The organism is uncultured Microbulbifer sp. (genome assembly GCF_913055755.1).
GTDB lineage: Bacteria > Pseudomonadota > Gammaproteobacteria > Pseudomonadales > Cellvibrionaceae > Microbulbifer.
This window is the reverse complement of the sequence record NZ_CAJXKH010000015.1, coordinates 23620-49025: the sequence shown is the minus strand read 5'-3', so window position 1 is coordinate 49025 and position 25406 is coordinate 23620. Positions and strand designations below refer to the sequence as shown.

Here is a 25406-nt window from a genome sequence, read left to right as displayed (position 1 = left end):
AGCAGCAGGATTGAATTGAGGTAAGGTCATGAAAGTACGCGCTTCTGTTAAAAAGATCTGCCGTAACTGCAAAATCGTACGTCGTAAGGGTGTTCTGCGGGTTATCTGCAGCGCCGAACCGCGTCACAAGCAGCGGCAGGGTTAATCGGCGCGCTAGCACAGCTTAGCTGTGTGCGCCGATTAGCGACCGGTCAGGGATGGCCGGGCTGGCGTCCGCCCCGGGAAGGGCTTGTAGTGACGCCATTTGTTCGTGAAAGAATTTGCCTTTTGGCGCAGCCCCGTGCTAAAAGGCAGCACCGCAAAGCCCTTCGGGCTGGCGGGAGAGACCAGCGAGTCGCCTGATGGTCGATTTGCAGGTCTCAAAAGGGGGCGTTGACTGTCGTCCACATTCTCCTGGGTTCAGGCCCCGGAGACGGTGGGCTATTGCAATTTGGTGTCTGAAGAGCTATTCTTGCGCGCCTTTTTGGTGGCGTTGTTGGCTTTTTAGTCGCTGTCAGCGCCGAATTGAGAATTGAACCGAGCCCGTTACCAAGCTAGCCGGTTCACAATACGTGGAGTATGCCTCTATGGCACGTATTGCTGGTGTAAACGTACCAGACCACAAGCACGCCGTGATCTCCCTGACCCATATTTACGGGGTTGGTCGCACCACGGCTAAGTCTATTCTGGCAGCGGTAGGTATCGCTGAATCCACCAAACTTCGTGATCTGTCCGAAGACCAGATCGAAACCATCCGCGGTGAAGTTGCGAAACTGACCGTTGAAGGTGATCTGCGTCGTGAAGTATCCATGAACATCAAACGCCTGATGGACCTGGGTTGCTTCCGCGGTCTGCGTCACCGTCGCAGCCTGCCGCTTCGCGGTCAGCGCACCAAGACTAACGCCCGTACCCGTAAGGGTCCGCGCAAGCCGATCCGTAAGTAATCACTTACGTCGCGCAAGTCTTCACAAGTACAGGATTTAGGATACAGGTATGGCTAAGCCAAAAACTACTGTTCGCAAAAAGGTCAAAAAGACCGTTGTCGACGGTGTTGCCCACATCCACGCATCGTTCAACAACACGATCGTGACGATCACTGACCGTCAGGGCAACACTCTGAGCTGGGCTACCGCTGGTGGCTCCGGTTTCCGCGGCTCTCGTAAGAGCACGCCTTTCGCAGCCCAGGTTGCCGCCGAGCGCGCAGGTACTGCCGCTCAGGAATACGGCCTGAAAAACCTTGATGTCGAAGTTAAGGGCCCCGGCCCCGGTCGCGAATCTGCTGTTCGCGCCCTGAACAACTGCGGCTACAAGATCACCAACATCACCGACGTGACGCCGATCCCGCATAACGGTTGTCGTCCGCCCAAGAAACGTCGCGTGTAAGAGGGGGTTGACGAAATGGCACGATATATTGGACCAAAATGTAAGCTTTCCCGTCGGGAAGGTACCGATCTTCAGCTGAAAAGTGGCGTTCGCCCGCACGAGTCAAAGTGCCGCGCGGAAGCCAAGCCGGGTGTACACGGCGCCGGTCGCGGCCGCCTGTCCGACTACGGTGTTCAGCTGCGTGAAAAACAGAAAGTTCGTCGTATCTACGGCGTGCTGGAAAAGCAGTTCCGCAACTACTATAAGGAAGCGGCGCGCCTGAAGGGTGCAACTGGTGAAAACCTGCTGCAACTGCTGGAAAAGCGTCTCGACAACGTGGTTTACCGCATGGGCTTCGGCTCCACGCGTGCAGAAGCACGCCAGCTGGTTTCCCACAAGGCGATTCTGGTAAACGGCAGCGCCGTTAACATCCCTTCCTACCAGGTTAAGGAAGGCGACGTGATCGCTATCCGCGAGAAGTCCAAGAAGCAGATGCGTATCCAGAACTCCGTTGCCCTCGCTGCACAGCGTGGCGATGTTGAGTGGGTGGACGTGAACGCGAGCAAGCTGGAAGGTACCTTCAAGCGTGTTCCGGATCGCGTGGATCTGCCGGCAGAGATCAATGAAAACCTTATCGTGGAACTCTACTCCAAGTAAGGCTCTGTTCCATTTAAGGAATAAAACTGTAATACAGGTATGGCTATGCAGACTGCTGTCAACGAGTTTTTGACACCTCGTCGTATTGACGTCACCGAGTACAACCAGAACCACGCTAAAGTGGTTCTGGAACCGCTGGAGCGTGGTTTCGGCCACACTCTCGGCAATGCGCTGCGCCGCATCCTGCTGTCCTCCATGCCAGGCTGCGCCGTCACTGAAGTTGAGATCGACGGTGTTGAGCACGAGTACAGCGCAATTGAAGGTGTGCAGGAAGACGTTATCGAAATCCTGCTCAACCTGAAGGAAATTGCGGTGGTGATGCACGGCAAGGACCAGGCAGTGCTGAGCCTGAGCAAGAAGGGCCCGGGCGCGGTAACCGCCGGGGACATCCAGGTGGATCACGACATCGAAATCGTGAACCCGGAGCACGTTATCGCCAACATTACTGGCGATGTGGAACTCAACCTGCGCCTGACCGTTGCGCGTGGCCGTGGCTACCAGCCCGCAGACGCGCGTCGTGAAGACGAGGAAGAGACCCGTGCGATCGGCCGCCTGCAGCTGGACGCCTCTTTCGGCCCGGTTCGTCGCGTTTCCTACAGTGTGGAATCCGCACGTGTAGAACAGCGTACCGACCTGGACAAGCTGGTTCTGGACCTGGAGACCAACGGTACTCTGGATCCGGAAGAAGCTATCCGTCGCGCCGCCACTATCCTGCAGCAGCAGCTGGCAGTGTTCGTGGACCTGGAAGGCGAGAAGGATGCCCAGCCGGAAGCGAAGGAAGAGGAAGTCGATCCGGTGCTGTTGCGCCCGGTAGACGACCTGGAGCTGACCGTGCGTTCGGCCAACTGTCTGAAGGCAGAGAACATCTACTACATCGGCGACCTGATTCAGCGTACCGAAGTAGAGCTGCTGAAGACCCCGAACCTGGGCAAGAAGTCCCTGACCGAGATCAAGGACGTTCTGGCTTCCCGTGGTCTGTCCCTGGGCATGCGTCTCGAGAACTGGCCGCCGGCCAGCCTCAAGGGCGACAGCAAGCTGAGCTCCCTGTAAAGCGTTTGTGGCGCGGGCGTTTGCCCGCCCGCGTGAAGAAAACCGAGTGGTGTGCGCCACCTGCAAGCACCGCTCTCAGACGACTTGCTGAGAAAGCAATCGAAGTCGTGAGGAATTGAGTTATGCGTCATCGTTATAGTGGCCGTAAATTCAGTCGTACCAGCTCTCATCGTAAAGCCATGTTCAAGAACATGACTGCTTCTCTGGTAGAGCACGAACTGATCAAAACCACACTGCCGAAAGCCAAGGAGCTGCGTCGCGTCGCCGAGCCGCTGATCACCCTGGCCAAGAAGGACAGTGTTGCCAACCGCCGTCTGGCTTTCGCCCGTATCCGTGACAAGGATGCAGTGCGCAAGCTGTTCGACGAGCTGGGTCCCCGTTACGAAGCCCGTCCGGGCGGTTATATCCGCATTCTGAAATGCGGCTTCCGCGCAGGCGACAAGGCTCCGATGGCTTACGTAGAGCTGGTGGATCGTCCGGTAGCGGACGAGACTGCTGAAGCTGCAGAAGCCTGAGGCGTCCCGCTTTAGGGTTATCGGTACACAACGCTGTGCCGAGCAAGGGAAAGCCGGTCTTTGACCGGCTTTTCTTGTATCTGAACTGTGTAATTGGCGGAAACACCGATGTTCCAGACTCTGGATGAATTGTTACAGATCCTGAATCCGCAGATTGTGGGTAGTCTGAAGCGCGCGATCGAACTCGGTAAGTGGCCGAATGGTGTGGCGCTTACGGACAGTCAGAAATCTCTGTGCGGCGAAGCCATAGCCCACTGGGAGCAGCGCAATACGGCGCCCGAGTCGCGGATGGGCTATGTACCGCCGAAGGCGACTCCCTGTGGTGACAAGCACGAAGACGAGCTGGTGAGCTGGGTGAAGTCCTGACGTCCCACCACTTCAATTTGTGTCCCCGGGTGAAGGATGGGGATGCTGCAGTGCGTCCTCCAGTTCCGCTAACAGTCGTAGCTTGTGTTGCAGGATGCGATGGGCGGTGGCGGTGTCTATCCGTTCGAAGTTCAGGCGATCATTAGCTTGCAGCTGTCCCAGTCGATGCTGGTCCGCGGAAATTACGTGCGCGATGCGCGGGTAACCGCCAATGGTTTGCCCCTCGATGAAACTCACGATGGGCTGGCCGCCGGGGGGCACCTGAATGGTTCCGGGGCAGAGCGCTGAAGAAACGACCTGCGGTAGCCCTTCCGTCGCCAGCAGCGCTCCGCTCAGCCGAATTCCCATGCGGTTGCTCTGGGACGAGACGCTGAATTCGCCACGGTAAAAGGCGTTCAGCACTTCCGCAGGGAAGAGCTCCGCGTCCGCTCCGGAAACCACCCGGATCAGTGGCCGCGCGCGGTAGTCGAGACAATAACGCTGCGGTAGTGCGCGCACCTGTACCCGGCGACAAGCGCGCAGAGGAAGCGTATCCCCGGCCCGCAGTGCCCGCCCCTCCAATCCCCCAAACCCTGCCAGTAGATGCGTTGCGAGGCTTCCCTGTGACCTCGGCAGGTCTATTTCCGCCGCCAGCGCGAGATAGCCCCGTGCGCCAGACTTCAGCGCGCCGAATTCAAGCACGTCGCCACTGCGTACCTGGATCACCGTGTTATTGGCGACCGGCTTGTCATTGAGTCGCAAATCGAAATAGGCGCCGCACACCGCGATGGAAAGCGTTGCGGTGAACTCAATGGCGGGGCCGGTTAGTGTCACCTCTATACACGGATGGTCCGAGGGATTTCCCAGCAGCCGGTTTGCCATTGCCATGGCCAGGGTATCGGCTGCGCCACCACGACATAGCCCCCAGCGCATCATTCCCGGGCGGCCGCCATCCTGGATACTGGTCTGCAGACCGGGTCTGAGAAAGCGCAAACTCAAGGTACTTCCCCGATAAGTGTTCTTTCTATTTCGGCTCCCGGCACATAGCGCGCAAACACGTCGGCAGAGATGGGCACAAACTGAATGTAATCCAGTGGGCGGGCGACAAAGGCGAAGGTTTTCTCGGGGCGAAACAGGGCCAGGGGCGTCCGCCCGATAATTTGCCAGCCGCCCGGTGTCGCCTGGGGATAAATGCCGGTCTGTGCTCCGCCAATGCCTACCGAGCCCGCGGGTACCCGGAGTTCGGGGCGACTTTTGCGAGGGCAGTGCAGCCGTTCGTCCAGGCCGCCCAGATAGAGAAACCCGGGGGTGAAGCCGAGCATATGCACCAGGTAATGGCGATTTGTGTGCCGCTGGATGATTTCTTCGGTTGCCAGCCCAGTGTGTTGGCGCAGCGCGCTCATGTCCGGTGCAAAGTCCTTTTCGTAACACACCGGGATTCTGATCAGGAAGCGTTCCCCGGGCAGTGTCCGAGACGATGAGAGTGCTCTCTCGGTCAGTTGGGCTAATTGTCTGCGCAGATGCGCGGTGCCGTGCGATCCCACTGGGGCAAGTTGCAGTGGGTCAAAGCAGACGGTGAGGCACTGGTACGCGGGCACAAGTTCGCTAACCGCCGGGATAGACGCCGCTTCTATGGCCTGTGCCAGCAACATGATGGTTTCGCTGAGGGCTGCACTCGGCGGTGCGCTGAAGCAGATATCCAGCGCGGCATCGCCATTGGGCTTGAGGGTAAAGTCGGCTTTCATCAGCTACTCTTGCCCGCTGGTGGTTTGCCGGGCGCAACCACCAGTCCGCTCTGTTGCAATTGCCGGTGCAGTTCCCGGGCAATTTTCTCCGCTCCCGGTGTGTCCCCGTGCAGGCAAATACTGTCGACTGAAAATTTCAGAGGTTCGCCTCGCACGGAAACAAACGGTGTACCCCGGGCGAGGGCGAGTACCTGCTCCAGGCAATCACCGAATTGTTCGATCACAGACCCCTGCATGGTGCGCGGAGCCAGCCGGTAATGGCTGAGGTAGCGGCGGTCCATAAAGCCTTCCCGCAGGAAAGGTTGCCCGAACTTGATGGCTGCCCTCTCCATGGCGGCGTTGGCCAGACCGAGAATTTTCAGGTGGGGAAATTCTTCATGGATAAATCGGGTAATGATTTCCGCCAGCTCGTCACTGGCTTCGACATCGTTGTACAGCGCTCCGTGCAGTTTCAGGTGCTCGAGGCGGACCTCTTGCTCGGCTGCGATACTGTGCAGCTCGCTCACCTGCCGGTGCAGTGATGCGACCAATTCGTCGTGGCTGATCACCAGTGAAGTGCGGCCGAAATTACTCCGATCCGGATATCCGGGGTGGGCCCCGGCGATGATCTGGTGCGTGCGGGCGTTTTCCAGGGACAGCGCCATGGTCGTTGCATTGCCCGCATGACCACCGCACGCAATATTGCAGCGACTGATAAAGGGCATCAGGCGGGCATCCCGCAAGCAGTCCGCGCGGCTGCATCCTTCCCCCAGGTCGCAATTGATATCTATCCTGTTCACTCCCGGTAGCCCCTTGGTCGACGGCGGCAGCAACGGAAGCCGCGCGAGTGCCGTGCGAGTGTGCGTTATCTCGGTGCCAGTTTAACCGAATCTGCCGTCAGGAGTTAAACCTGTGCACAGCGCAACGGAAGCAGGTATTCAGGAGTGGGGCGAGAGCTGGCTATATACTTGCACTGCCAGGCCCGTTCTGCCTTTATGGGGACGATACCGAGTGTGCCGACTTTGATCGACGGGTGGCACCGGGACGACCGTGCTTTACATACGCAGGCTGAGCGTTTTTGTCCGTTGCCCGGGAGTCCCTGTGTATCAACCAGTGGGAACACTTTACTTTCAGCAATAGCCATGCAAATGCCGCGTTGGTGAACAGGTATCTCCGCCACATCCGTCCCGGCTCCTGAAACAGGCGAAACAGCCATTCCAGTCCGGCGCGCTGAATCCACGCCGGCGCGCGTTTGACTTTACCCGCTACCACATCAAAGGTCCCACCCACGCCCATGACGAAATCGACACCGAGAGAGTCGCGCCATTTGTGGATAAAATTTTCCTTGCGTGGAGAGGTGATGGCGACGAACAGTAAACGTGCACCGGAGCGGCGGATCTTATCCACCATTGCTTTCTCATCATCCCAGAAATAGCCGTGATGCCAGCCTGCAACAGGTAAGTCGGGGAATTGTCGCTGCAACTTGGCTACTGCCTCGTCGACCACTTCCCGCCGCGCTCCGAGAAAGTACACCGGAAATTTTTTCTCTGAACTCATGGCGAGCAGAGCATAGAAAAGATCGATCCCCGCGACTCGCTCGGGGACATCGTGCCCCAGTAGCCGCGCGCCCCATACGATACCCATACCATCAATGTTGATAAGGTCACAGGATTTCACCGATGCGGACAGCTCCGTATCCCGTTGCATGTGAATGAGTTTCGCAACGTTCACCACCACATGTTGGGTGAAACGGTGGTCGTCCACCCGTTTGGCGATTGCCGTAACGGATTCGGACATGGTCGCCACATCCAGTGGCACATTCATTAGCTCGATTCTGTGCATTCCTTTGCTTCCCCTGGCTAATTTTCTGGCAGAAATTCCAAGTAACCCGACTTGGCTGTGATACTTTTGGATGCGAGCGAGCGCTTCAGGCGTCTACAGGCTCGCTCTTCAATACTGGCTGCCTGGAGCGCTGGTAGCCTTCAAGCTGTCCGCCACTGGCGTAGATATCGCCAAGCCATGCGCGAAGGTTTTCCAGAGAGCATGGTGTTAGTGATTTGGGATGGCCCATGGCGACGAAGTGTGAGAGATGCTTTCGCTGTGCCTGCTGGTAGGCGTGTCGCAGCAACGTCGATTTATAGCCATCAACGGATACCGCCATGTGTGAATAGTGTGTAAGCAGGTGCAACAGGTGGCTGTGCCCATTTTCGATGGCCCGGCCATCCCCGAAGCTGCGGTGTCGGTGTTTTGCCCCGAACAGGCGGGAAAGGGCGAAGCGCCAGTAAAAAAATGGCGAAACTCTCAGGGAGCTAATCGCCAGCTCTGTAAAAGCGCCCTGGCGGTCGGGTTGACAGGGATCTGTATTGAATTGCCAGCTCGCATGCTGCGGCGCGGACCTGAAGTCGAACTGGTGTGTTGCGGAAGCTGCCTGGCCGCCATGGTAAACAGAACTGTCAGCGGTAATACCATTGCTGAGCAATGCCCGAGCAATAGGTGAGAATGGCTGTACACACCAACCACCGGCACGGAATACAAAGGCCTTATGCTTCAGGTGCGCGTTCAATTCCTGCGCGCAGCGTGATACGAGTTTTGTGATCTCCTGGCTGGACCACTGTGTCAGGCGATAGCGATCGGTGACCATGTTCCAGCTGTGGCCATCGTAACTGGAGTCGAACCAGTGCGGGTGTACATGCAGCTGGATCTGGTGGCCACAGGATTCGAGCCAGCGCACATGGTCTATGACATCCGCATAATCCCGCTCCAATCGTACCGACCGCCCGGAGTAATCCCGCAGTCGCACCAGATAGCTGGCGTCAACGAAAAAAACCGCTTTCGCAGCATACGCGTCCAGTACCTGCAGCAATCTGTCACAGGCGTGGATCATGCACGCTTGGGGAGTACCTGTCTGCCGCCCGAAAAACAGCTCGTAGTCAAAAGTTAGCAGTACCCGCATGACTACACAGAGTCTTCAACCGGTTGCTTGTCGTCGACATGCTGCGCAGTCACGAGCGGTGCTCTCAGTCTGGGCAACAGTCCCCTGGTATCGATGATCGACTTGCCCGATAGCGCATCCGGATCAATCTGCAGAAATTCTCTGTGATCGACCAGTACCACCACTACATTGGCCTCTTTCAGGGCCGCATCGAGAGGCACCAGTTCCACGTCTGCTGCCGCCAGTGGCGCTGGCAGGGCGCCGATATTGGGCTCTACTGCCAGCACCCGGCACTTGCTCTGCTGCGCCAGCCGGGTGGCGACTTGCAGGGCTGGGCTCTCGCGCAGGTCATCAATATCGGGCTTGAAAGCCAGCCCCAGGCATGCGATGACCGGATTTTCGCGGCTACCTGCGGCATGCAGAGCCTGTTCGACGACATAGCCGGGGCGAGCATCGTTTACCCTGCGAGCCTGGGTGATAAGGCGTGCCTGATCCGGTGCCCCATGTGCGATAAACCAGGGGTCAACCGCAATACAGTGACCGCCCACCCCGGGCCCTGGATTCAGAATGTTTACTCGCGGGTGCCGGTTAGCCAGGCGGATCAGCTCCCATACATCGATGCCGAGCTGGTCGCAGACCAGTGCCATCTCGTTCGCAAACGCGATATTGACATCGCGAAAGGCATTTTCGGTCAGCTTGGTAAGCTCGGCGGTACGAGCATCGGTGACGATACAGGCTCCGCTGACAAAGCGCTGATAGAGCGCCCCGGCGGCAGCACTGCATTCCGGGGTGCAGCCGCCAATGATACGGTCATTTCTCACCAGCTCCTTGAGCACGTGGCCGGGTAATACGCGCTCCGGGCAATAGGCAATGTGTATGTCGGGGCGGGCATCGTCTCCGCAACCCGGAAAGCTGAGGTCAGGGCGCGCGCTCTTGAGCCAGCGAGCCAGCTGCTCGGTAGTGCCGACGGGGGAGGTCGATTCGAGAATGATCAGATTGCCCGCTTTCAGTACCGGCGCTATGGCGTCAGCGGCAGCCTGAATGTAGCTGGCGTCTGGCTCCGGGATAAGGCCCGGTTCGGATTCGGTCAGCGGTGTCGGGACCGTAATAATGAACGCATCCGCAGGCTCCGGGGACAACACTGCACGCAGCCGGCCGCTATCTACTTCACTTTTGACCAGGGGTTCCAGCCCCGGCTCAACAATGTGGATGCGACCTGCATTGACCGCGTTGACCGCGCGCTCACTGATATCGACACCAACAACTTCCGCTCCGCTTGCCGCCAGTATCGCAGCGGTGGGCAGGCCGATGTAGCCAAGCCCAATCACGGATACCCGATTAAACGGCGATCTCCTGAGTAGCATGTAATATTCCCTTTACGATTTTTTCACAGGCGAATCCGTCGCCATAAGGATTGCGGGCACAGCTCATCGCCTCATAGGCAAACTTGTCGTCGAGCAGTTCATTGACCCCGGCGATAATCCTCTTCCTGTCCGTTCCTACGAGTTTGACGGTGCCAGCACGTACGCCCTCCGGACGCTCGGTGGTGTCGCGCATGACCAGCACTGGTTTGCCAAGAGACGGTGCTTCCTCCTGGATGCCGCCGGAATCCGTCAAAATCAAATGGCAGCGGTGCATCAGGTATACGAATGGCAGGTAGGTGAGGGGGTCTATCAGGTGTACGTTATTGAGCCCCGAGAGCATTGCGGTGACGGGCTCGCGTACTCTGGGGTTGAGGTGCACGGGGTATATGAACTGCACATCATTCCGGGCCGCCAGATCGCGAATGGCCAGGCAAATATTTTCCAGGCCTGTACCAAAGTTCTCGCGGCGATGGCCAGTGATTAGAATTATCTTCTTGTCTGGGTCGAGAAAGGGGAACTGATGTTCCAGGTTGGCGCTGAGTACGTCATCGGTTTCGATTTTTCGTACTACATCAATGAGCGCATCAATAATGGTGTTGCCCGTTACCGTGATCTGCTCTTCCGGCACGGACTCGTTGAGCAGGTTCTGCCTGGACAGGGAGGTTGGTGCAAAGTGCACTTCCGCGATGGATGAGGTAAGCCTGCGATTCATCTCCTCGGGCCAGGGGCTATAGATATCGCCGGTACGCAATCCGGCTTCCACATGGGCCACTGGAATCTTGCAGTAATGCGCCGACAGAGCAGCAGCCAATGTGGTTGTGGTGTCACCGTGTACGAAAACCTGGTCAGGCCGGTACTCATTCAAGACGTCACGCATTCCCATAATAATCCGAGCCGTAACCTGGAACAGGTCCTGGTTGGGTTCCATGATGTCGAGATCGTAATCAGGAACTATATCGAAAAGCGCCAGTACCTGATCGAGCATTTCACGATGCTGGCCGGTGACGCAGACCTTGACCTCAAATCTGGAATCCTTGCGCAAAACGCGCACCAGGGGGGCCATCTTGATCGCTTCGGGACGGGTCCCGAAAACAAGCAACACTCGCATAACTCGTCGCTTCCAATCCGTTGGGTTGACTTGTATATGTGCCGGGTAGAGATCCTGTTGTGAACTCTTCAGGATGCGTTCCAACTCTGACAAAAACGTAATAAGAACACTTAATTTATAGCTTATGGGAACTTTTTAGTGGAAATTTATGCGCAGCTTTTGTGGTAGATTCTGCCCATTTTTTGAGTTTAAAAAACTTGATCGGCACCTTATATCTACATGTATTTAGCTCAAAAAAATTCGGTCCACACTGGGGATTTGCACTGGGTGATAACTGGAGTAGGCGGCGGTCACCACCCATTTTTATTGGATGGTGACGCCGAACTGACGCTAGGAAATTTCCGGCTCTTTTCTTTGTTCCGGTGAGCCGGAGGGCTTGTCATCGCCACTATTGGAGGAGTAACTCGATTGGCGTACGCCCTTGTCGAAGTCGTAACCGTAATACTCATCCTCGTAGACAGCACCTTTTCTGGTGTCGACATGGGTTAGTACTACACCATCGATGGACGCATTTATCTGAGTAAAGCGGTTAATACCCTTCTTGACGATCCGTTTGTTGGTAGAGTCACACTTGACCACGTACAGCAGGGAGTCGGAAGAGCGCGAGATAAGCAGGGCGTCACTGACCGCCTGCACCGGTGGGGTGTCGATGATGATGCGGTCATAGGTCCGCAACAGCTGTGCAATGGTTTCTGAAAAACGGAAAGAGACAAGCACTTTTTGCGGGTCAGAGCAGTAATTACCCGACGGCATTATGTCCAGGCCGCTCACTTTGTCGTGAACTATGCAATCTTCGATCGGGTGCGCCTCGGTAATGGCATCGGTCAGCCCCGGGTGCTCGCGAGGGATTTTGAAGTCGATACCAACAGCGGGTTTGCGCAGGTCGGCATCAATCAGTAGTACCTTTCCCACCTGCGCAAGTGAAAATGCAAGATTTTCTGATGTTGTGGTTTTTCCTTCGGCTGGAACAGATGAGGTAACCATGATTACCCGTTGCGACTGGCCAAGGCTGGAAAGAACCACTCCGGTACGCAAGGTGCGAATAGCCTCGCCAAAGACATGTTGCTCCGGATCGAATATTGTACGCAAACCCAGCGTTGTTCCGGATATCTTGCTTACATCCGGTATCAAGCCGATCAGCCGTTGCCCGAGATAATCCTCTACATCCTCCGGGCCCCGCACTCCCGTGCGCAGGAGGTCGAGAACAAGAGCAATTCCAACTGAAATCGCAAGAGCCAGCGCAAGGGACATGGCGGCTAGCATTTTTTTGTTGGGCTTGACCGGTTTGTTGGGTATGACAGCTGCATCGACGAGTTTTGCCGGTGCAATATCGAATCCGGAAGTCTCACGGGTTTCATTGACGCGGGTAAAGAAGGTGTCGTAGAGCTTGCGGTTTACGTCAACTTCTCTGACCAGTTCCTGGTAGCGAAAATCTTTTTGCGAAACTTCCTGGTAGTTCTCCTTGGCTCGCTCTACTTCATTTTCCTGGTCTCGAACCCGGGAAAGTGCCGTGAGATACTGATTTTCCACCGCATCTGACAGATTGCGCATTTCATTGGCAAGCTGCTCGCGCACCAAACGGACCTCATTGGTAGCTGCGATCATCAGCGGGTGCTTTGCCCCATAGCGACGGGACAAGTCTGCTCTGCGCCTTTCCGCGACAGCTACGTTTCGCTTGATCTCCTGAATCAACGGGTTGCTGATGACCTCAGGCAGGTTGGCGAGTGCCATTTCGTCACCTTCTGCGGTCGTGAATTGGTCGTGTATGCTGGAAATCTGTTTCAGTTCACGGCGCATCTCCTGCAGTTGTGCAGTCATTTCATTGAGGTCACGTTCCGCCAGGCTGCGTACTCCACTCAGGTCGATCAGGTCCTCGCGCTCGCGGAAGTTCTGGAGTTGGTTTTCAGATGCTTCGAGTTTGCTGCGCAGGGTTTCCAGTCGTTCTGTGAGCCAGGATGTGGCGCGGCTGGTGAACTGCACCTTGGCTTCAGACTGCTCGGCGATGAATTCTTCTACCAGCGTGTTGGCAATCTGAGCTGCCAGTACGGGTGACTGCGCTTCAAATTTCACCCGCACTATGTTGGTGTTGCGAACAGGTTCAATGGTAAGGCGCTTGAGAAATGTCGTCGTTATCGCATCGATTTCTCCGGAATCTGTAGCACCTGGATCATCCGCTCCACTGCCGGAAAAGGAGAAGATCATTCCCATTGTGGTTCCGACTTGACCAGGGGAAAATTCGGGATTTTCAGACAGACTGAGCCGTTGGATGACTCTCTCTGCAAGCTGCCGAGATTGCAACATCTGTGTCTGGGTAAGGATGTATTCTCTGCGCTGGTTTCCGAGATCATAGATCTCCTCGACGGATACCAGGTTTGCCTGATCCAGTTCAAAAACCAGGGATGCGACTGCCTGGTAGCGGGATGGGATATTGGCAATTATTGCGATGGCTATTGCCGTGATGACCGCCGTCGTTGCGACGATCATCCAGCGGTGCGTGAACAGAGTTTTGAGGTAGCGACGCAGGTCTGGACCCTTCTCCTGAAGTAGTAGATCGTCGTCTCTGCTTTTATCGATTTCCATGTCAGTACCCTTTAGAATAGACTCTGTTCAACGGTGATGATGTCTCCCGGATATAGCTTTGTATCCATGGTGGCTTTAATCATCTTTTGGTCCTTTCCATGACCTCGCTTGATTATGATCTTGCCGGCTGATGCGCGGGGAGTAAGTCCGCTGGCCATGGCTATGGCCTTGTTGATGGTCAGCCCTGGCAAATACGCATAGCTTCCTGGCGTATTGACCTCACCATTCACAAAAAATGACCGGTATTGCATGATCGCTATTTCTACACTGGGGTTGACCAGGTAGCCGTCGCGTAGTCCTTCGGTAATTTTCTTTTCCAGGTTGGGTGCACTGAGTCCTGCCACTTCTATTTCGCCAAGAAATGGATAGTTGATGACCCCGCTGTCGCCGAGTCGCACTTCAATCGATAGTTCTTCTTCGCCAAATACGCGAATGGATATGACGTCACCTGCCCCGAGTTGATACTGTTCATCGATAACCGAGCTGGGGGTTTGTGCGTTAGCTGTCTGCTGAATGCTGGCCAAGAGCGTTAGTCCTGCCAGACAATATTTCCAATTATTCGGGGTATATTGCATGGTTGATTCCTGCCGTAATTAATATGCTGCGTCGAAGCCGAGGAAGACCTGATTGCGTTCGTAGGACAGGGTTTCCGCATTGGCTCCTTGTTCGAGCGATGAAATGCCAGTTCTTACGTCAATCCACGGGCGTAGTTGGTAGAAAAATGTGAGATTCAGGCGTCTTATGTTTTCTCGTAGATCTGTGCCAGCGAAGTCCGCGCGGGTATAGCGGAATGAGGTGTTGGTGCGAACTTTTTCGCTCCAGGAGTGCTGCCAGCCCAGGAACCCGGATTTGGCATCGACAAAATTGGAGAAGGTTCCAAAGGATTCGACGGGACGTCTTTCCAGAATGAGCGTCAATTCGCTAAGCTCAGTTGGGCGCCAGGCCAGGGTTCCTGTCCAGCGCGGACGCTGATACTGGCCAATTTCCGGGTTATCAAAATCCTTTCGTACCAGTCCGGCCAGGAGGTTGACCGTCAACTGCTCGGTATCATGTTCCGCACCCAGGAGGAGTGCGGCTTCCCGGTTGTCTCGATTCGGAATCGGGGTAGCGAATTCTTCGTAGCGAATATCCCGGGCTTCCAGCTGAGTGAGAAATGCCGTCTTTCCGGTGATTCCGAATGAAAACAGTGCGTCACCATAGGTCGTCCTCCTGTCGGGGGAAGTCAGCTCTTCAATATAGTTGCGGTCGTTTGTTCCGAGTGTTACCCCAAGGTGGCCGCGTGCGCCTTCCGCACCATAGTCATAGTTCACAAATACACCCGACTGACGGTAGCGATCGCGCTCGAATATCAGGCTATCCAGATCCTCCGCGACCTGGTCGTTGAACTCTTCATTGATATCTAGATATGCGGCCCCCAGGGCAAGGCTATGACGCTGGTTCAGTTCCCAGTCCACGCCTGCAGTGAGCTCCTGGTCGGTAAAGGAGTCGCGATCCGTATCCAGATAGTCGCCATGGGAGAGCGAGTACTGCAGTGAGTAGATTGCGGTTCCCCGGTCATATTCCAGTGCCAGGCGCGGGCTTATCAGCATGAGATAGCTTTCGACGCCATCTTCCGGTGCATTGTTGATATTGTCGTCATAGCGCAAGTCGACGCCAACGGCCGGGGAAAGAAGAAACCCGGAACCCAGCTTTATGGGATCTGCAACTACAGGCAGGCAGAGTGTTGAAAGAAAAATACAGATAGTTTTTCTTAAATGAATTTTCGGGTTGATCAGCATGATCATGCGTCCTGCATTATTGCTATTGGCGGGAAACTCCATTTTCCCGTGTGCTCTGGTCAAGTCGTTTTAGCTGCTGACTCAGTAAGAGAGTTTAGAAACGCTTCTCAGCATTGCATGGCAAAATATGAAAAAAAATTATTGTAGGCGCACAGATAATTCAGTAGGCATTTTTCCCAACAAAACCTCTTGTCAGAGTCATGCACAAAATATAAATATCGAGAAAAATCGACCAGTTCCGGATGTAATGCAGGTCGTGCTCTACACGTTTGTGCATTTTTTCAAGGGTATCGGTCTCTCCCCGCCAGCCATTAATTTGTGCCCAGCCGGTGATGCCAGGCTTGACCTTGTGCCTCAGCATGTAGCCGCTGACAATACTGCGGTACTGTTCATTGTGTGCAACCGCGTGCGGCCGAGGGCCGACGATGGACATGTCACCACTCAATACGTTGAATAGTTGAGGAAGTTCATCCAGGGAAGTACAGCGAAGAAAGCGGCCAAAGGGGGTAATGCGCGGGTCATTGCGGCAGGCTTGGCGTATGTGTGTTCCATTCTCCTCACAGGTCATGGAGCGGAATTTCCACACATCAATGGTATGGCCGTTCAAGCCGTAGCGTCGCTGTTTGAACAGCACCGGGCCCCGACTGGTAAGCTTGATGCCCAGCGCGATCAGCAGCATTAGAGGGCTCAGCAGTACCAGAGCCAGCGACGCAACGACCATATCCTCGAGGCGTTTCAGCCAACTGTTGATACCCTGGATCGGAGTATCGTAGATACTCAACACGGCACTATTTCCAATGTGTTGCCAGCGTGCCCGCAACAGGTTGCTACCGAAAATATCCGGCAGTAAATAAACGGTTGCGGTGGTATCAGCAAAGGCAGCCAGCAGCTTGCCGATATGGTGCGCCTCGCTGGCTGGCAAGGCGATATAGACAAGATCCAGTTCACCTGCGCGGGCGGCCTGCAACGCCTGTTCCAGTTCTCCGGTAATCAGTAGCTTTTCTCCAGCGGATGCACTTTGCATGTCGTCGTGGCCGGGAATGCTGTAGATGCCCTGCAGACGAATACCGAGCTGCGGATTCTGCTCCAGGTCGTGGGCGAGCCGTACGGCGGCGTCATTCAATCCGAGAATGGCTGCCGAGCGCGTATTGCGATCGTGGATGCGTAAAAAGAGCAGAATGCGGCGCAGGGTATAGCGCCAGAGTCCGAGTCCGAACAGGGTAAGTGCAAACCAGGAGCCGACAACCAACCTTGAGAAGTGCCCGCTCTGTCCCGAGAAGTATCCCAGCAACATCAATAGCAGGCATGCTACAGCCCAGGTGAAGGCCGTGGTTATCAACATGTTGCGGTAGCTGTCCGTGCGCCAGGATCGGTAGAGTTCGAGCGATTCTGCGACAAAAACAAATATCACTACCCCGGTAAGGCCCGCAATCAACCAGTCCTTGGTCAGCTGATGGCCCAAGCCGGTCGTGCAAATAGCCAACGCCGCCAATATCAGCATACCGTCGACAAGTCGATATACTGCCGCCAGATCACTTTCGTGTGCGCGAATCCATCCCCGATACACTTCCAAACCTCCGGGGTGTTACCCCTACTACCAAAATCGGCATTCGATACTCAGGGATCACTGGCTGATCGATCCGGGTATCATTTGACCATAAAGGTTGGCAATTGAACGGCACACTGCAAGTGTGTGCAGTAAATATTGTCACCAGTGTTTTCGGAGGCGGGAACTATGCGAGTTTTTGGACCAGCGGCGAAGATACTGCCGTACCCAGCGACCAAGAAACCAGCCGAAGGGGATACCCAGAATGCCGGCCAGGCAATCGGCCAATGAGGCGGCACGTCGTGCGAGGAAGACGCCTTGCATCACTTCCAGGGCGACCGCTGCACTGAACAGACCGACCATCACCAGCAATCTTCCGCGAGGAGGGAACGCGAATACGGCGATATAAGCAATCGTCAGGCTGGCACTGAAGTGGATCAAGAGGTCGAAATAGGGAAATAGCAGTGGCAGCGGTTCGGAACGAAGCCCGCCATATATACAGATAATGAGCGTACCGAAAAGCACTAGCCGCCACTTCCCCTGATGTCGTTCGACGAGAGGGGAATTGGTGCGCCGGATCAGATTTTCCACGGGGCTCCGCTACTTTTATGTTGGTGGTGTGCGCCGGTTAACAAATGGATTTTCCGATGAATTTGGTTAACCGCGGAGAATCCGAGTGTTGGTGCGACGCGGCAGGAATAGCGTTCAGATGTTCAGGTGTAAGTGTATCCGTCCCTGTGAACCTGGCGGCCCCACCTGGCGAATACATGTGGGAAATAGCGTATTCGGGTGGACTCAGCCGAATTGAAGGCCGGTAAAGCTCTAACCAGGCGCTATTCTGCTGGTGCCCGAATACGGAAAGGCGTGTCTGTAACGTGTGTTCGCGGTTTGGGATATAGCCAGCCGCTAGCAAGTTTACGCAACGAAGAATCCCCATGAATCCATTGAACAAATTCCTGAGCATACTGTTTGGCCTGCTACTAAGTTTGGCGTCACAGGCGGACTACCATGTTGATTCCGGTGTGGGAAGTGACCGCAACGATGGCTCGGAGAAGTCCCCCTGGGCGAGCCTGAACAAGGCCCGTCGAACCTTGAAAAACGGGGGCCTGGTCATAGTGCACGGTGGGGAATACCCCGTGTTTGAGGAACGCGAAGCCCCGGGAGTAAGTGACTTTATCGAGTTCCGGGCTGCTCCGGGTACACGGCCAAGGCTCGGAGGGATAGAACTGGAATACCCCGAGGCAACCGATGCCTATCTCTCCTTTGATGGGTTTGATATCTATACCGAGCATCGGCTGCGCCTGGTGCAGGCAATCAACGCCCGCCACGTCAGGGTCAAAAACAGTGAGTTGCACTCAGATAGGTGGTCGCGTGGGCCGCGGGACGGTGTCTACGCCATCAACCTGCGTAGGGTGGCGCAATTTTTGATCGAGAGAAACCGTTTCTATGAAGTATTTCGCGGCGTACTCGTTCGCAATTCCGATCATGTCACCGTGCGTGGAAACTTCATCACCGTCAAAGGTTCCTCTGGCGTCATTTACTCCAGTGGCAGTCGCTATGGGGTGATCGAGAACAATCACATAACGGGAGAAGAGTACACCCGATATCCGGAAGATCCGCTGGCTTTCGACCGACCTCATCAGAGTATTATTGCCATCAGTGCCAATGATCTGGTGGTGCGGGGAAACCTGCTGCATGGCATTGGAAACTCGTCGGGAATGATGCTCTATCAGGACGAAATTCCCGGGGATGTGAGCGCATACAAAAACATCCTGATTGAGAGCAATGCACTGTACGATACCTCAAACAACAGTGCCTTCAGGATCTATAACCTTGGAGAGAATGTTGTTTTGCGAAACAATTTCTTCTTCTCCAAGAAACGCGAAGGCAACTGTGACGGAGTCACCGGCGATGGGCACTATCGATATAATGTGGCGTTAAACGTACACTCGGTGGCGGAGGGATACGACGGGTCTGGACTGGAGTTGTATAACAATATCTTTCTCGGCGCCGCGATGATTCCAGCAAACGCCCGGGAGAGCAATAATCTGTTCTGGTCGCTGCGTGCGGGGAAAAGTTGGCTCATGCAACCGATCAGCGAGGCATCCCGGTTGATTGTCGGAAGGGATGTCGATTGTGGAAACCATCCCATGGTGATGGAAGATGGCAGCTATTTCCGGACAAAAAATGATCTCACTTTTCCCCGGAAGTCGGTTTTCGATCTGACTCGGATGCCCGGGAGAGAAATGGAGGAAATTCGGGTCAATGAATCACAATTGCCGAAGTTTTTCCTCGCACCCCTGAAGGAAAACGGCTTCCTGGATAATCCGGTGCCCCGCGGTCTGGTTTCGCGGCCAGTTCCCGGACCATTGCAACAGTCCGAGGAGTGATTGCCTGCGGGCGCAGGAGTAAACCGTTCAGTTTGGCTGGTCGAGCCGCTGCCTGATGCCCTACATTGTCGTTGTCAGCTTTGAAACCTTCCGTGCACCTCCGGCTTTCTCCGGCGTATGGTTTGCAGTATCCGCTTGACCTGGTCGCGCTGCTGAATCGGTAACATCCGCCTTATCTCTTGTGATAAAAAGCGCAATCTGGCCAGCCCGCTCGCGCGATTGACCGGAAATTGCAGCAGTTCCGGCCACAGGGACTTGACAAAAGCGGAGGCGAGCATGTTTTCCATTCTCAGCTTTTCCGGCAAGGATAATATCGCCTTGTAATAGCGCGCACCACTGAACGGGCTGATGGAAGGATAGGTGATGTCGTGGCCGTACATACTGGGCCCCGCCCAGCAGGCTACCCGGAGTTCGATATAGGCAATATCCAGTAAATTGCCGACGCTGATACCAGGTGGAAGGCCAGCCAGCCATTTCCTGCAAAGATCAGTCGTCACCTCGTTTACCGGAATTTCCACCCGGTGCATGAATTCACGTGGCGTCAGTTCCTGCAGTTGATCATCTCCTGGATACCAGAAGACCGCACGCATTGCCTCACCACAGGTGCCGGTAAGCTCATGGCAGTGCTGGTTGTATACCCTGGCAGTGGTGCAAAAGGCGGAAATGGAATCTTCAATACAATGACCGGTTCGAATTAGCCAGTCCTTCATCTCTTCGGTGTCAGGCGGAATAAATTCAAGCCGCTGATAGTCAAGGTCAAATTTTCGAGCAATGCGGTGTGCAATATGACAGTCGAGCCGATTGCGCGTGTCATTCTGCCTAATTGTCTGGAAACGCATGCGTGGATATAGGTCGCGTGACGCTGCCAGTATCATGCGGGAATCAAAACCACCTGTCAGGTGTGCCACATTGTGGCCGGCATTGACCAGTGCCTTGACGTTCTCGGATACCCACTGGGTGATGATATCGCAAACGTCTTGGATAGTTACATCAGGTTGCCCGCGCAATTCGACGTCACCGGGCAGCGGGAAGAAACGTTCGCATCGGCCGTCTGCGATGGTCAGCCGGTGATTGGGTAGAAGGCGCCTGACTCCGAGGTAGGGGGTGACACCAAAGGGGTACCATGTTTCTCGCTTTCCCTCGGCAAAGGCGTTGCATATTTTCTCATCCTGCTCCAGCCTGACCAGCCTCTGTAATACCGCAGGGGTTGAGGCGGCAGTGGAGTGCTCTGGGCTGTACACGAGGGGCATCAATCCGGCCGCATCGGTGACAACCGCCAGCTTTTTCCGATACTGGAAGAAATAGAGGAAGCGACCGGCAATTTCCTCGTATTCTACCGCCAGACCTTTTTTCCGGGATGCTGCACGAATCGTGTCGCCATCTTTAAGAAGCCTGCCGCGAAACAGGGGCCAGCCGATAATCAGGCCTATGGTCTTGTCGTTTGAGTCGAGAACCTTTATCAGTTGCACTTCCGGCGCAAGGGACAGCCACCAGCCAAGATACTGGACCTGTCGCCATAGGGGAGAAATTTTTAACGGCGTTTTCGCCAGTAAAAATTGTTTGGGAAAGTGCATATTAACTTTCTTTCTAAAGTTGATCGTGCCTCTCGCAATTGATCCGGTGGGAAGCACTATGTTTTGTATTATTCAGCCGGGCTTTCCCGCTTACCGCCTTTATACGTCTTCACCCGCGACGGAGCGGGCGGGCAGGGCAATACGGCGTAGCAGGTGCCATAGCCGCTTGCCTTCCGCGCGCAGGTCAGGGTCGGCAAGCGCAAGCAGACCTGCCAGGCAACCAGCGATAGCCACGCCATACAGTAGTTGCAAAATCTGACCAGCAATATCCGTAGCTTCCGGATAGTTGCTGCCATACAAGATCACAGCGGTCGCTGCAGCGGTTGCAGCAGTGGCGAGCAGTATCAGCCGGAATACGAAAGTGCGCTTGCCTTGGGCCAGCGGTGCCAGATAGACCGATACGGCCAGGGCGACGATTTCTCCCGCGATACCAGTCGCGGCGACCGCCTGTACAGAATGCCCGGTCATTGCCAGATAGAGCGCAGCGGGGAGGGCAAAGCTCCGGAAAATGTTCGAGATCATCGCGTTTTCAGTATGCCCCTGACTGTTGGCAATGATCGAAGGGGCGATGCGAATCACGCGCAACGCCTGCATGATCCCGAGGATAACGATGACACTGCTGGCCTGGATGTATTCGGCGCCAAAGCTCAGTTGTATGAGCGCGGGCCCGGCAGTGGCAAATCCGACAACCATGATCAGTCCAAAGCAGATGCATGCGCTGAGTGCCAGGTTACAACAGCGTGCGTAGAGTCGGGCATTGTCACGATTGCGCGCCAGTACCGGCATTAGCAGGTAGGCGCTCAGTTTTGCAAATAACATGGTGGGTAACATGCACAGCGAAAACGCCACGCTGTACCAGCCCAGGGTTTGCATGTCGAATTGGGAGCCTACGACGACGCGGTCGCCCTGGAATATGCCGAACATCAGGAAGCCGTTTATTAATAGCGGCCAGCCGAAACGTAACTTTTTCCGCGCCAGTCTTGCGTTGAAGGTCCAGCGATAGGGGCGCCGGGCCAGCAGGTGTGAAGCCCCCACATACAGGACCGCCTGCAGGATAATCACCACCAGCATCACGCGGTAGTCATCAAAAAGCAGGGTGGCGACACAGGCTGTGGCCAGCGTCAGCACCTCGGGTATTGTGTCGAACAGCGCTGTCGGCAAAAAATCCAGCTTCCGTTGACGCACAACCAGATCAAAATGCAGCAGCCCATGGAGCGCAGGTACCAGTGCGATCACCTGGAAGGCACCGATCAGGTGAGGCAGCCCAAACAGCTGCGCTACCGGCGCGGCTATCAGCACCAGTATGCCTGCCAGTATCAATCCCTTGATGAACTGGAGCAGGTGCGCGGAAGCAAGCATGGCATCGCTGTCACCTTCATCGTCCTGTACCAGGACCCGATCCAGTGCCAGGTTGCTGGTCATTTCTACCAGCGAGATGGTTAGTGCGAACGTGGTTGCGATACCAAAGTTCTCACTATCTATGTGACGAGCGATGATGATATTGCGCAACAGCGAGCTTGAGAGCACCACAGCCTGGCTTACGCTTAATACCGAGGCTCCTTTGACAATTCTCTGACGAACAGACAAAACCGATTCCTGTATTCGCTGCACTTTCCGCTGACTTGGGTTGTGCGCTTGCTGCGAAAATTATTTTAATCCGGTACCGGGGCGTGACGCCGTGCGGGGTGAATCAAGTGTAGTCATTTATGTATTTTACAGGTGCTGTTTCATGCCATCTAATTACGGAAATATAAGAAGCGTCTTTCCTTTGGCCTGTCGAGCGGATCTGCCACGGATGCACTACCCTGTGATGGGTCGATAATGTCATCGCGATTGTGTGAGGTGTATCACAATATGTGCTGGCAAAAACACATCAATTAATTCAGAGAAAAACAGGCCGTTTGATGACAGCTATTTCCCTGCTTGGCGCGGCACCAGACACCGGAAACCTGGGGGTAAGTGCTTTGTCGCGCGCAGTTGCAATATCAATCAAGGCGCGTATCCCGAATTTGGACCTGTGCATTTTCGATAATGGCAGGGGCTTGCGGCGGGGCAATTTGCAGGTGGGTTCCGAGCAGTGGCCAATTCGCATGTGTGGTCTAAGCAACAGTCGGCGGATTTATCGCAGGGAAAGTATCGCGAACATGCTGCTCAGCCAAATACTGCCCGGGATAAAAAATCCCGGGGTACACACGCTGGCACAGTCTCGGGCGGTACTTGATATCAGTGGTGGTGATAGCTTTACTGACCTGTATGGCCCAAGGCGATTCTCCCTGATCAGTGGCCCAAAACAGATTGCGTTGCGCGAGCAGAGACCGCTGATTCTTCTGCCGCAGACTTATGGTCCTTTTCGCAACAAAAAAAGTCGCGCACAGGCAGCAGATATAGTGCGCCGCTGCCACTCGGCGTGGGCGCGCGACAGGCACAGTTTTGAAATTCTCTCCGAGCTGCTTGGTCCGGAGTTCGACCCCCGCCGTCACCACTGCGGTGTGGATGTGGCCTTTTTGCTGCCGGCGATGGCCCCCGCAAATATGGATCGTCGGATCAGATCCTGGCTCGACGGCGAGCAGGGAGAGGTTGTCGGATTGAACGTGAGTGGCCTTATTTTCAATGGTGGGAATGATGCGGCGCGTCAGTACGGCATTGTCGCCAATTACCCCATGGTGCTGCAGCAGCTGGTAGAGCGTCTGTTGGCAGAGACTGACGTGAACATACTTCTGATTCCGCATGTTCAGGTATCTCCAGACGAGTGCGAGTCAGATCTGCGGGCCTGCCGTCACTTGCTTCAGCGGCTGGGTCCGAGAGTCGCTGGCAGGGTGAAGATTCTTGACGGTGAATATAACGAGATGGAAATCAAATGGGTCATTGCCAGGCTGGGATGGTTTTGTGGCACGCGCATGCACGCAACGATTGCCGCCCTGTCCTCTGGCGTTCCCACTGCCGCGATAGCATATAGTGACAAGACCCGTGGGGTATTCGCGACCTGCAACCAGCAGGAGCAGGTATTTGACCCCAGAACCCTGGACAGTGGCGATCTGCTGGACGCCGTCTACCAGGCGTTCCAGTGTCGCAATTCACTGCGTGTGCCCCTGAGTGAGCAGTTGCCGGAAGTCATGGCCCAGGCACACCAGCAGATGGATAAAATCGCCGGTGATTGCATCAGTGCTTGAGGCCGTCAGTTTGCGATTTCCACGGTGTGGCAGTATCGAACGAATTTATTGTGTAGCGGACACGGAAGTCCATGCAGATTATCCAGACTATTGAAGACGTCAGAAACTATCATTTGTGCACCGGCTGCGGTGTCTGCGCGACGCTGGAAAGTGAGCGCTACGAGATGGAGGACGTCACCAGCGAGGGGATGCGGCCGCGGGTAAAAGACAGCGCGCCGGAATCCAGCGGTGCTGCGTTCGGTGCCTGTCCCGGAGTACGCCTGCAGCACGACTTCAACCGCGAAGACGGCGGCTTGATTCGGGACCTGCGTGCGGCCTGGGGGCCGGTATATGAGGTGCTCGAGGGGCACGCCAGTGACGAAGAACTGCGCTTTTCCGCATCCAGCGGCGGCGCCGCCAGCGCACTGGCGCTCTACTGTCTGGAGCGGCGCAGTATGCGGGGAGTGCTGCATACCGCCTCCGACCCGGTGCATCCTTATCGCAACCGCACCGTTTTCAGCCGCGACCGCGCCGACCTGCTGGCCGCCACCGGTTCACGCTACGCACCTTCAAGCCCCTGCGCCGAACTCCGTCAGATTATCGACGCAGACGGCGAGTGTGTATTTATCGGCAAGCCCTGCGATGTGGCGGCGGTACATGCCGCACAGAAAAGTACCCCTGGGCTGCGCGATAACCTCGGCCTCAGCATCGCATTTTTCTGCGCCGGCGTTCCTTCCACCAGTGCCTCTCTCAAACTTGCCGCATTGCAAGGCGCGGATTCACCCGAATCCATCCGGGCTTTGCGCTATCGCGGTAATGGTTGGCCCGGTGTCTGGTCTCTGGACTATGAGACAAAGAGCAAGAGCGCGCAGCGACGCACAATGAGTTACCAGGAATCCTGGGACTTTCTTCAGCGGCATCGTCAGTGGCGCTGCTACATCTGTCCAGACCACACCGGGGAGTTTGCGGATATCGCGGTGGGCGACCCGTGGTACCGGGAAGTCGAACCGGGTGAATCCGGAAGCTCGTTGATTGTGGTGCGTACCCGCCGCGGGCAGGAGATCCTGGATGGCGCCATTGCTGCCGGATACCTGAAGGTAACCGGCAGCGATGTCAGCCTGTTACCCCGGTCCCAGCCAAACCTGCTGAGCGCACGCGGTAGCCTGTGGGCACGGCTGCACACACTGCGTTTGTTCGGTGCGGCCGCACCGAAATTTTCGGGCTTCGCACTTTTTCCTTTCTGGTGGCGGGAGCTCGGATTCATGGAAAAACTGCGCTCGGTATTCGGCACGGTGAAGCGCATTTATAGGAAAAGGCTGCGGCACCCGATCGAGGGGGCACCTTGATGCCGAA

General features: G+C 55.7%; 24 protein-coding genes. 10 read left to right on the top strand and 14 right to left on the bottom strand.

Going from position 1 to position 25406, the window contains the following annotated elements; translation table 11 throughout:
* Positions 1–28: 28 nt before the first annotated feature.
* The 7 genes from rpmJ to QZ511_RS04765 all read left to right on the top strand — a co-directional run bounded on the left by rpmJ (position 29) and on the right by QZ511_RS04765 (position 3929).
* Positions 29–145: a 50S ribosomal protein L36 gene (gene rpmJ, locus QZ511_RS04795; protein ID WP_010133825.1), complete on the top strand. Its 117-nt coding sequence runs from the start codon at positions 29–31 to the stop codon at positions 143–145.
* 421 nt (positions 146–566) lie between these two features.
* Positions 567–923, top strand: a complete 357-nt coding sequence (rpsM, locus tag QZ511_RS04790) for a 30S ribosomal protein S13 (RefSeq protein WP_010133823.1) — start codon at positions 567–569, stop codon at positions 921–923.
* 49 nt (positions 924–972) lie between these two features.
* Positions 973–1362: a 30S ribosomal protein S11 gene (gene rpsK, locus QZ511_RS04785; RefSeq protein ID WP_043320820.1), complete on the top strand. Its 390-nt coding sequence runs from the start codon at positions 973–975 to the stop codon at positions 1360–1362.
* 15 nt (positions 1363–1377) lie between these two features.
* Positions 1378–1998: a 30S ribosomal protein S4 gene (gene rpsD / locus QZ511_RS04780; RefSeq protein WP_295799731.1), complete on the top strand. Its 621-nt coding sequence runs from the start codon at positions 1378–1380 to the stop codon at positions 1996–1998.
* Positions 1999–2043: 45 nt separating this feature from the next.
* The gene (rpoA, locus tag QZ511_RS04775; RefSeq protein ID WP_226701962.1) at positions 2044–3048 is read left to right on the top strand and encodes a DNA-directed RNA polymerase subunit alpha; all 1005 of its coding nucleotides are present in this window, start codon (positions 2044–2046) and stop codon (positions 3046–3048) included.
* A gap of 122 nt (positions 3049–3170) precedes the next feature.
* On the top strand, positions 3171–3563 hold the full coding sequence (gene rplQ / locus QZ511_RS04770) for a 50S ribosomal protein L17 (protein WP_010133817.1): 393 nt from the start codon (positions 3171–3173) through the stop codon (positions 3561–3563).
* Positions 3564–3671: 108 nt separating this feature from the next.
* Positions 3672–3929: a DUF1315 family protein gene (locus QZ511_RS04765; RefSeq protein WP_295799713.1), complete on the top strand. Its 258-nt coding sequence runs from the start codon at positions 3672–3674 to the stop codon at positions 3927–3929.
* Positions 3930–3941: 12 nt separating this feature from the next.
* Here the strand turns inward: QZ511_RS04765 and QZ511_RS04760 are convergent, their stop codons facing one another.
* From QZ511_RS04760 to QZ511_RS04705, 12 genes are all read right to left on the bottom strand, one after another.
* Entirely contained in the window at positions 3942–4907 is a 966-nt protein-coding gene (locus tag QZ511_RS04760) for a biotin-dependent carboxyltransferase family protein (protein ID WP_295799710.1), read from the bottom strand.
* Positions 4904–5653 (bottom strand): 5-oxoprolinase subunit PxpB, encoded by a 750-nt coding sequence (pxpB, locus tag QZ511_RS04755; protein ID WP_295799706.1) that lies wholly within the window; start codon positions 5651–5653, stop codon positions 4904–4906. Before pxpB ends, QZ511_RS04760 begins: the two co-directional genes overlap by 4 nt.
* Positions 5653–6432: a 5-oxoprolinase subunit PxpA gene (gene pxpA / locus QZ511_RS04750; protein WP_295799703.1), complete on the bottom strand. Its 780-nt coding sequence runs from the start codon at positions 6430–6432 to the stop codon at positions 5653–5655. Before pxpA ends, pxpB begins: the two co-directional genes overlap by 1 nt.
* 193 nt (positions 6433–6625) lie before the next feature.
* Complete coding sequence (locus QZ511_RS04745; protein WP_295799701.1) at positions 6626–7474, bottom strand: WecB/TagA/CpsF family glycosyltransferase; 849 nt, start codon at positions 7472–7474, stop codon at positions 6626–6628.
* An 85-nt stretch (positions 7475–7559) separates the two neighbouring features.
* Complete coding sequence (locus QZ511_RS04740) at positions 7560–8585, bottom strand: polysaccharide deacetylase family protein (RefSeq protein WP_295799697.1); 1026 nt, start codon at positions 8583–8585, stop codon at positions 7560–7562.
* Between the two features lie 2 nt (positions 8586–8587).
* Complete coding sequence (gene wecC / locus QZ511_RS04735; RefSeq protein ID WP_295799695.1) at positions 8588–9928, bottom strand: UDP-N-acetyl-D-mannosamine dehydrogenase; 1341 nt, start codon at positions 9926–9928, stop codon at positions 8588–8590.
* Positions 9903–11036, bottom strand: coding sequence for a non-hydrolyzing UDP-N-acetylglucosamine 2-epimerase (gene wecB, locus QZ511_RS04730; RefSeq protein WP_295799692.1), 1134 nt, complete (start codon positions 11034–11036; stop codon positions 9903–9905). The genes wecC and wecB overlap by 26 nt, the downstream gene beginning before the upstream one ends.
* A gap of 330 nt (positions 11037–11366) precedes the next feature.
* A complete protein-coding gene (locus tag QZ511_RS04725) occupies positions 11367–13616 on the bottom strand; it encodes a polysaccharide biosynthesis tyrosine autokinase (protein ID WP_295799689.1) in 2250 nt (749 codons plus the stop codon).
* A gap of 11 nt (positions 13617–13627) precedes the next feature.
* On the bottom strand, positions 13628–14191 hold the full coding sequence (locus QZ511_RS04720; RefSeq protein ID WP_295799688.1) for a polysaccharide biosynthesis/export family protein: 564 nt from the start codon (positions 14189–14191) through the stop codon (positions 13628–13630).
* 18 nt (positions 14192–14209) lie between these two features.
* Positions 14210–15400, bottom strand: a complete 1191-nt coding sequence (locus tag QZ511_RS04715; RefSeq protein WP_295799685.1) for an outer membrane beta-barrel protein — start codon at positions 15398–15400, stop codon at positions 14210–14212.
* Between the two features lie 154 nt (positions 15401–15554).
* The gene (locus tag QZ511_RS04710) at positions 15555–16961 is read right to left on the bottom strand and encodes an undecaprenyl-phosphate glucose phosphotransferase (protein ID WP_295799756.1); all 1407 of its coding nucleotides are present in this window, start codon (positions 16959–16961) and stop codon (positions 15555–15557) included.
* A gap of 141 nt (positions 16962–17102) precedes the next feature.
* Complete coding sequence (locus QZ511_RS04705; protein ID WP_295799683.1) at positions 17103–17531, bottom strand: hypothetical protein; 429 nt, start codon at positions 17529–17531, stop codon at positions 17103–17105.
* A 344-nt stretch (positions 17532–17875) separates the two neighbouring features.
* On the opposite strand from QZ511_RS04705, the gene QZ511_RS04700 reads away from it, so the two are divergent.
* A complete protein-coding gene (locus tag QZ511_RS04700) occupies positions 17876–19330 on the top strand; it encodes a right-handed parallel beta-helix repeat-containing protein (protein ID WP_295799682.1) in 1455 nt (484 codons plus the stop codon).
* Positions 19331–19404: 74 nt separating this feature from the next.
* Here the strand turns inward: QZ511_RS04700 and QZ511_RS04695 are convergent, their stop codons facing one another.
* Both QZ511_RS04695 and QZ511_RS04690 read right to left on the bottom strand, forming a co-directional pair.
* Positions 19405–20904, bottom strand: a complete 1500-nt coding sequence (locus tag QZ511_RS04695) for a hypothetical protein (RefSeq protein ID WP_295799679.1) — start codon at positions 20902–20904, stop codon at positions 19405–19407.
* A gap of 99 nt (positions 20905–21003) precedes the next feature.
* On the bottom strand, positions 21004–22491 hold the full coding sequence (locus QZ511_RS04690; protein WP_295799677.1) for an oligosaccharide flippase family protein: 1488 nt from the start codon (positions 22489–22491) through the stop codon (positions 21004–21006).
* A 269-nt stretch (positions 22492–22760) separates the two neighbouring features.
* On the opposite strand from QZ511_RS04690, the gene QZ511_RS04685 reads away from it, so the two are divergent.
* Positions 22761–24074 carry a polysaccharide pyruvyl transferase family protein gene (locus QZ511_RS04685; RefSeq protein ID WP_295799674.1) on the top strand — a complete coding sequence of 438 codons (1314 nt, stop codon included), beginning with the start codon at positions 22761–22763 and terminating at the stop codon, positions 24072–24074.
* A gap of 71 nt (positions 24075–24145) precedes the next feature.
* Entirely contained in the window at positions 24146–25399 is a 1254-nt protein-coding gene (locus QZ511_RS04680; protein ID WP_295799671.1) for a Coenzyme F420 hydrogenase/dehydrogenase, beta subunit C-terminal domain, read from the top strand.
* Positions 25400–25406 lie beyond the last annotated feature (7 nt).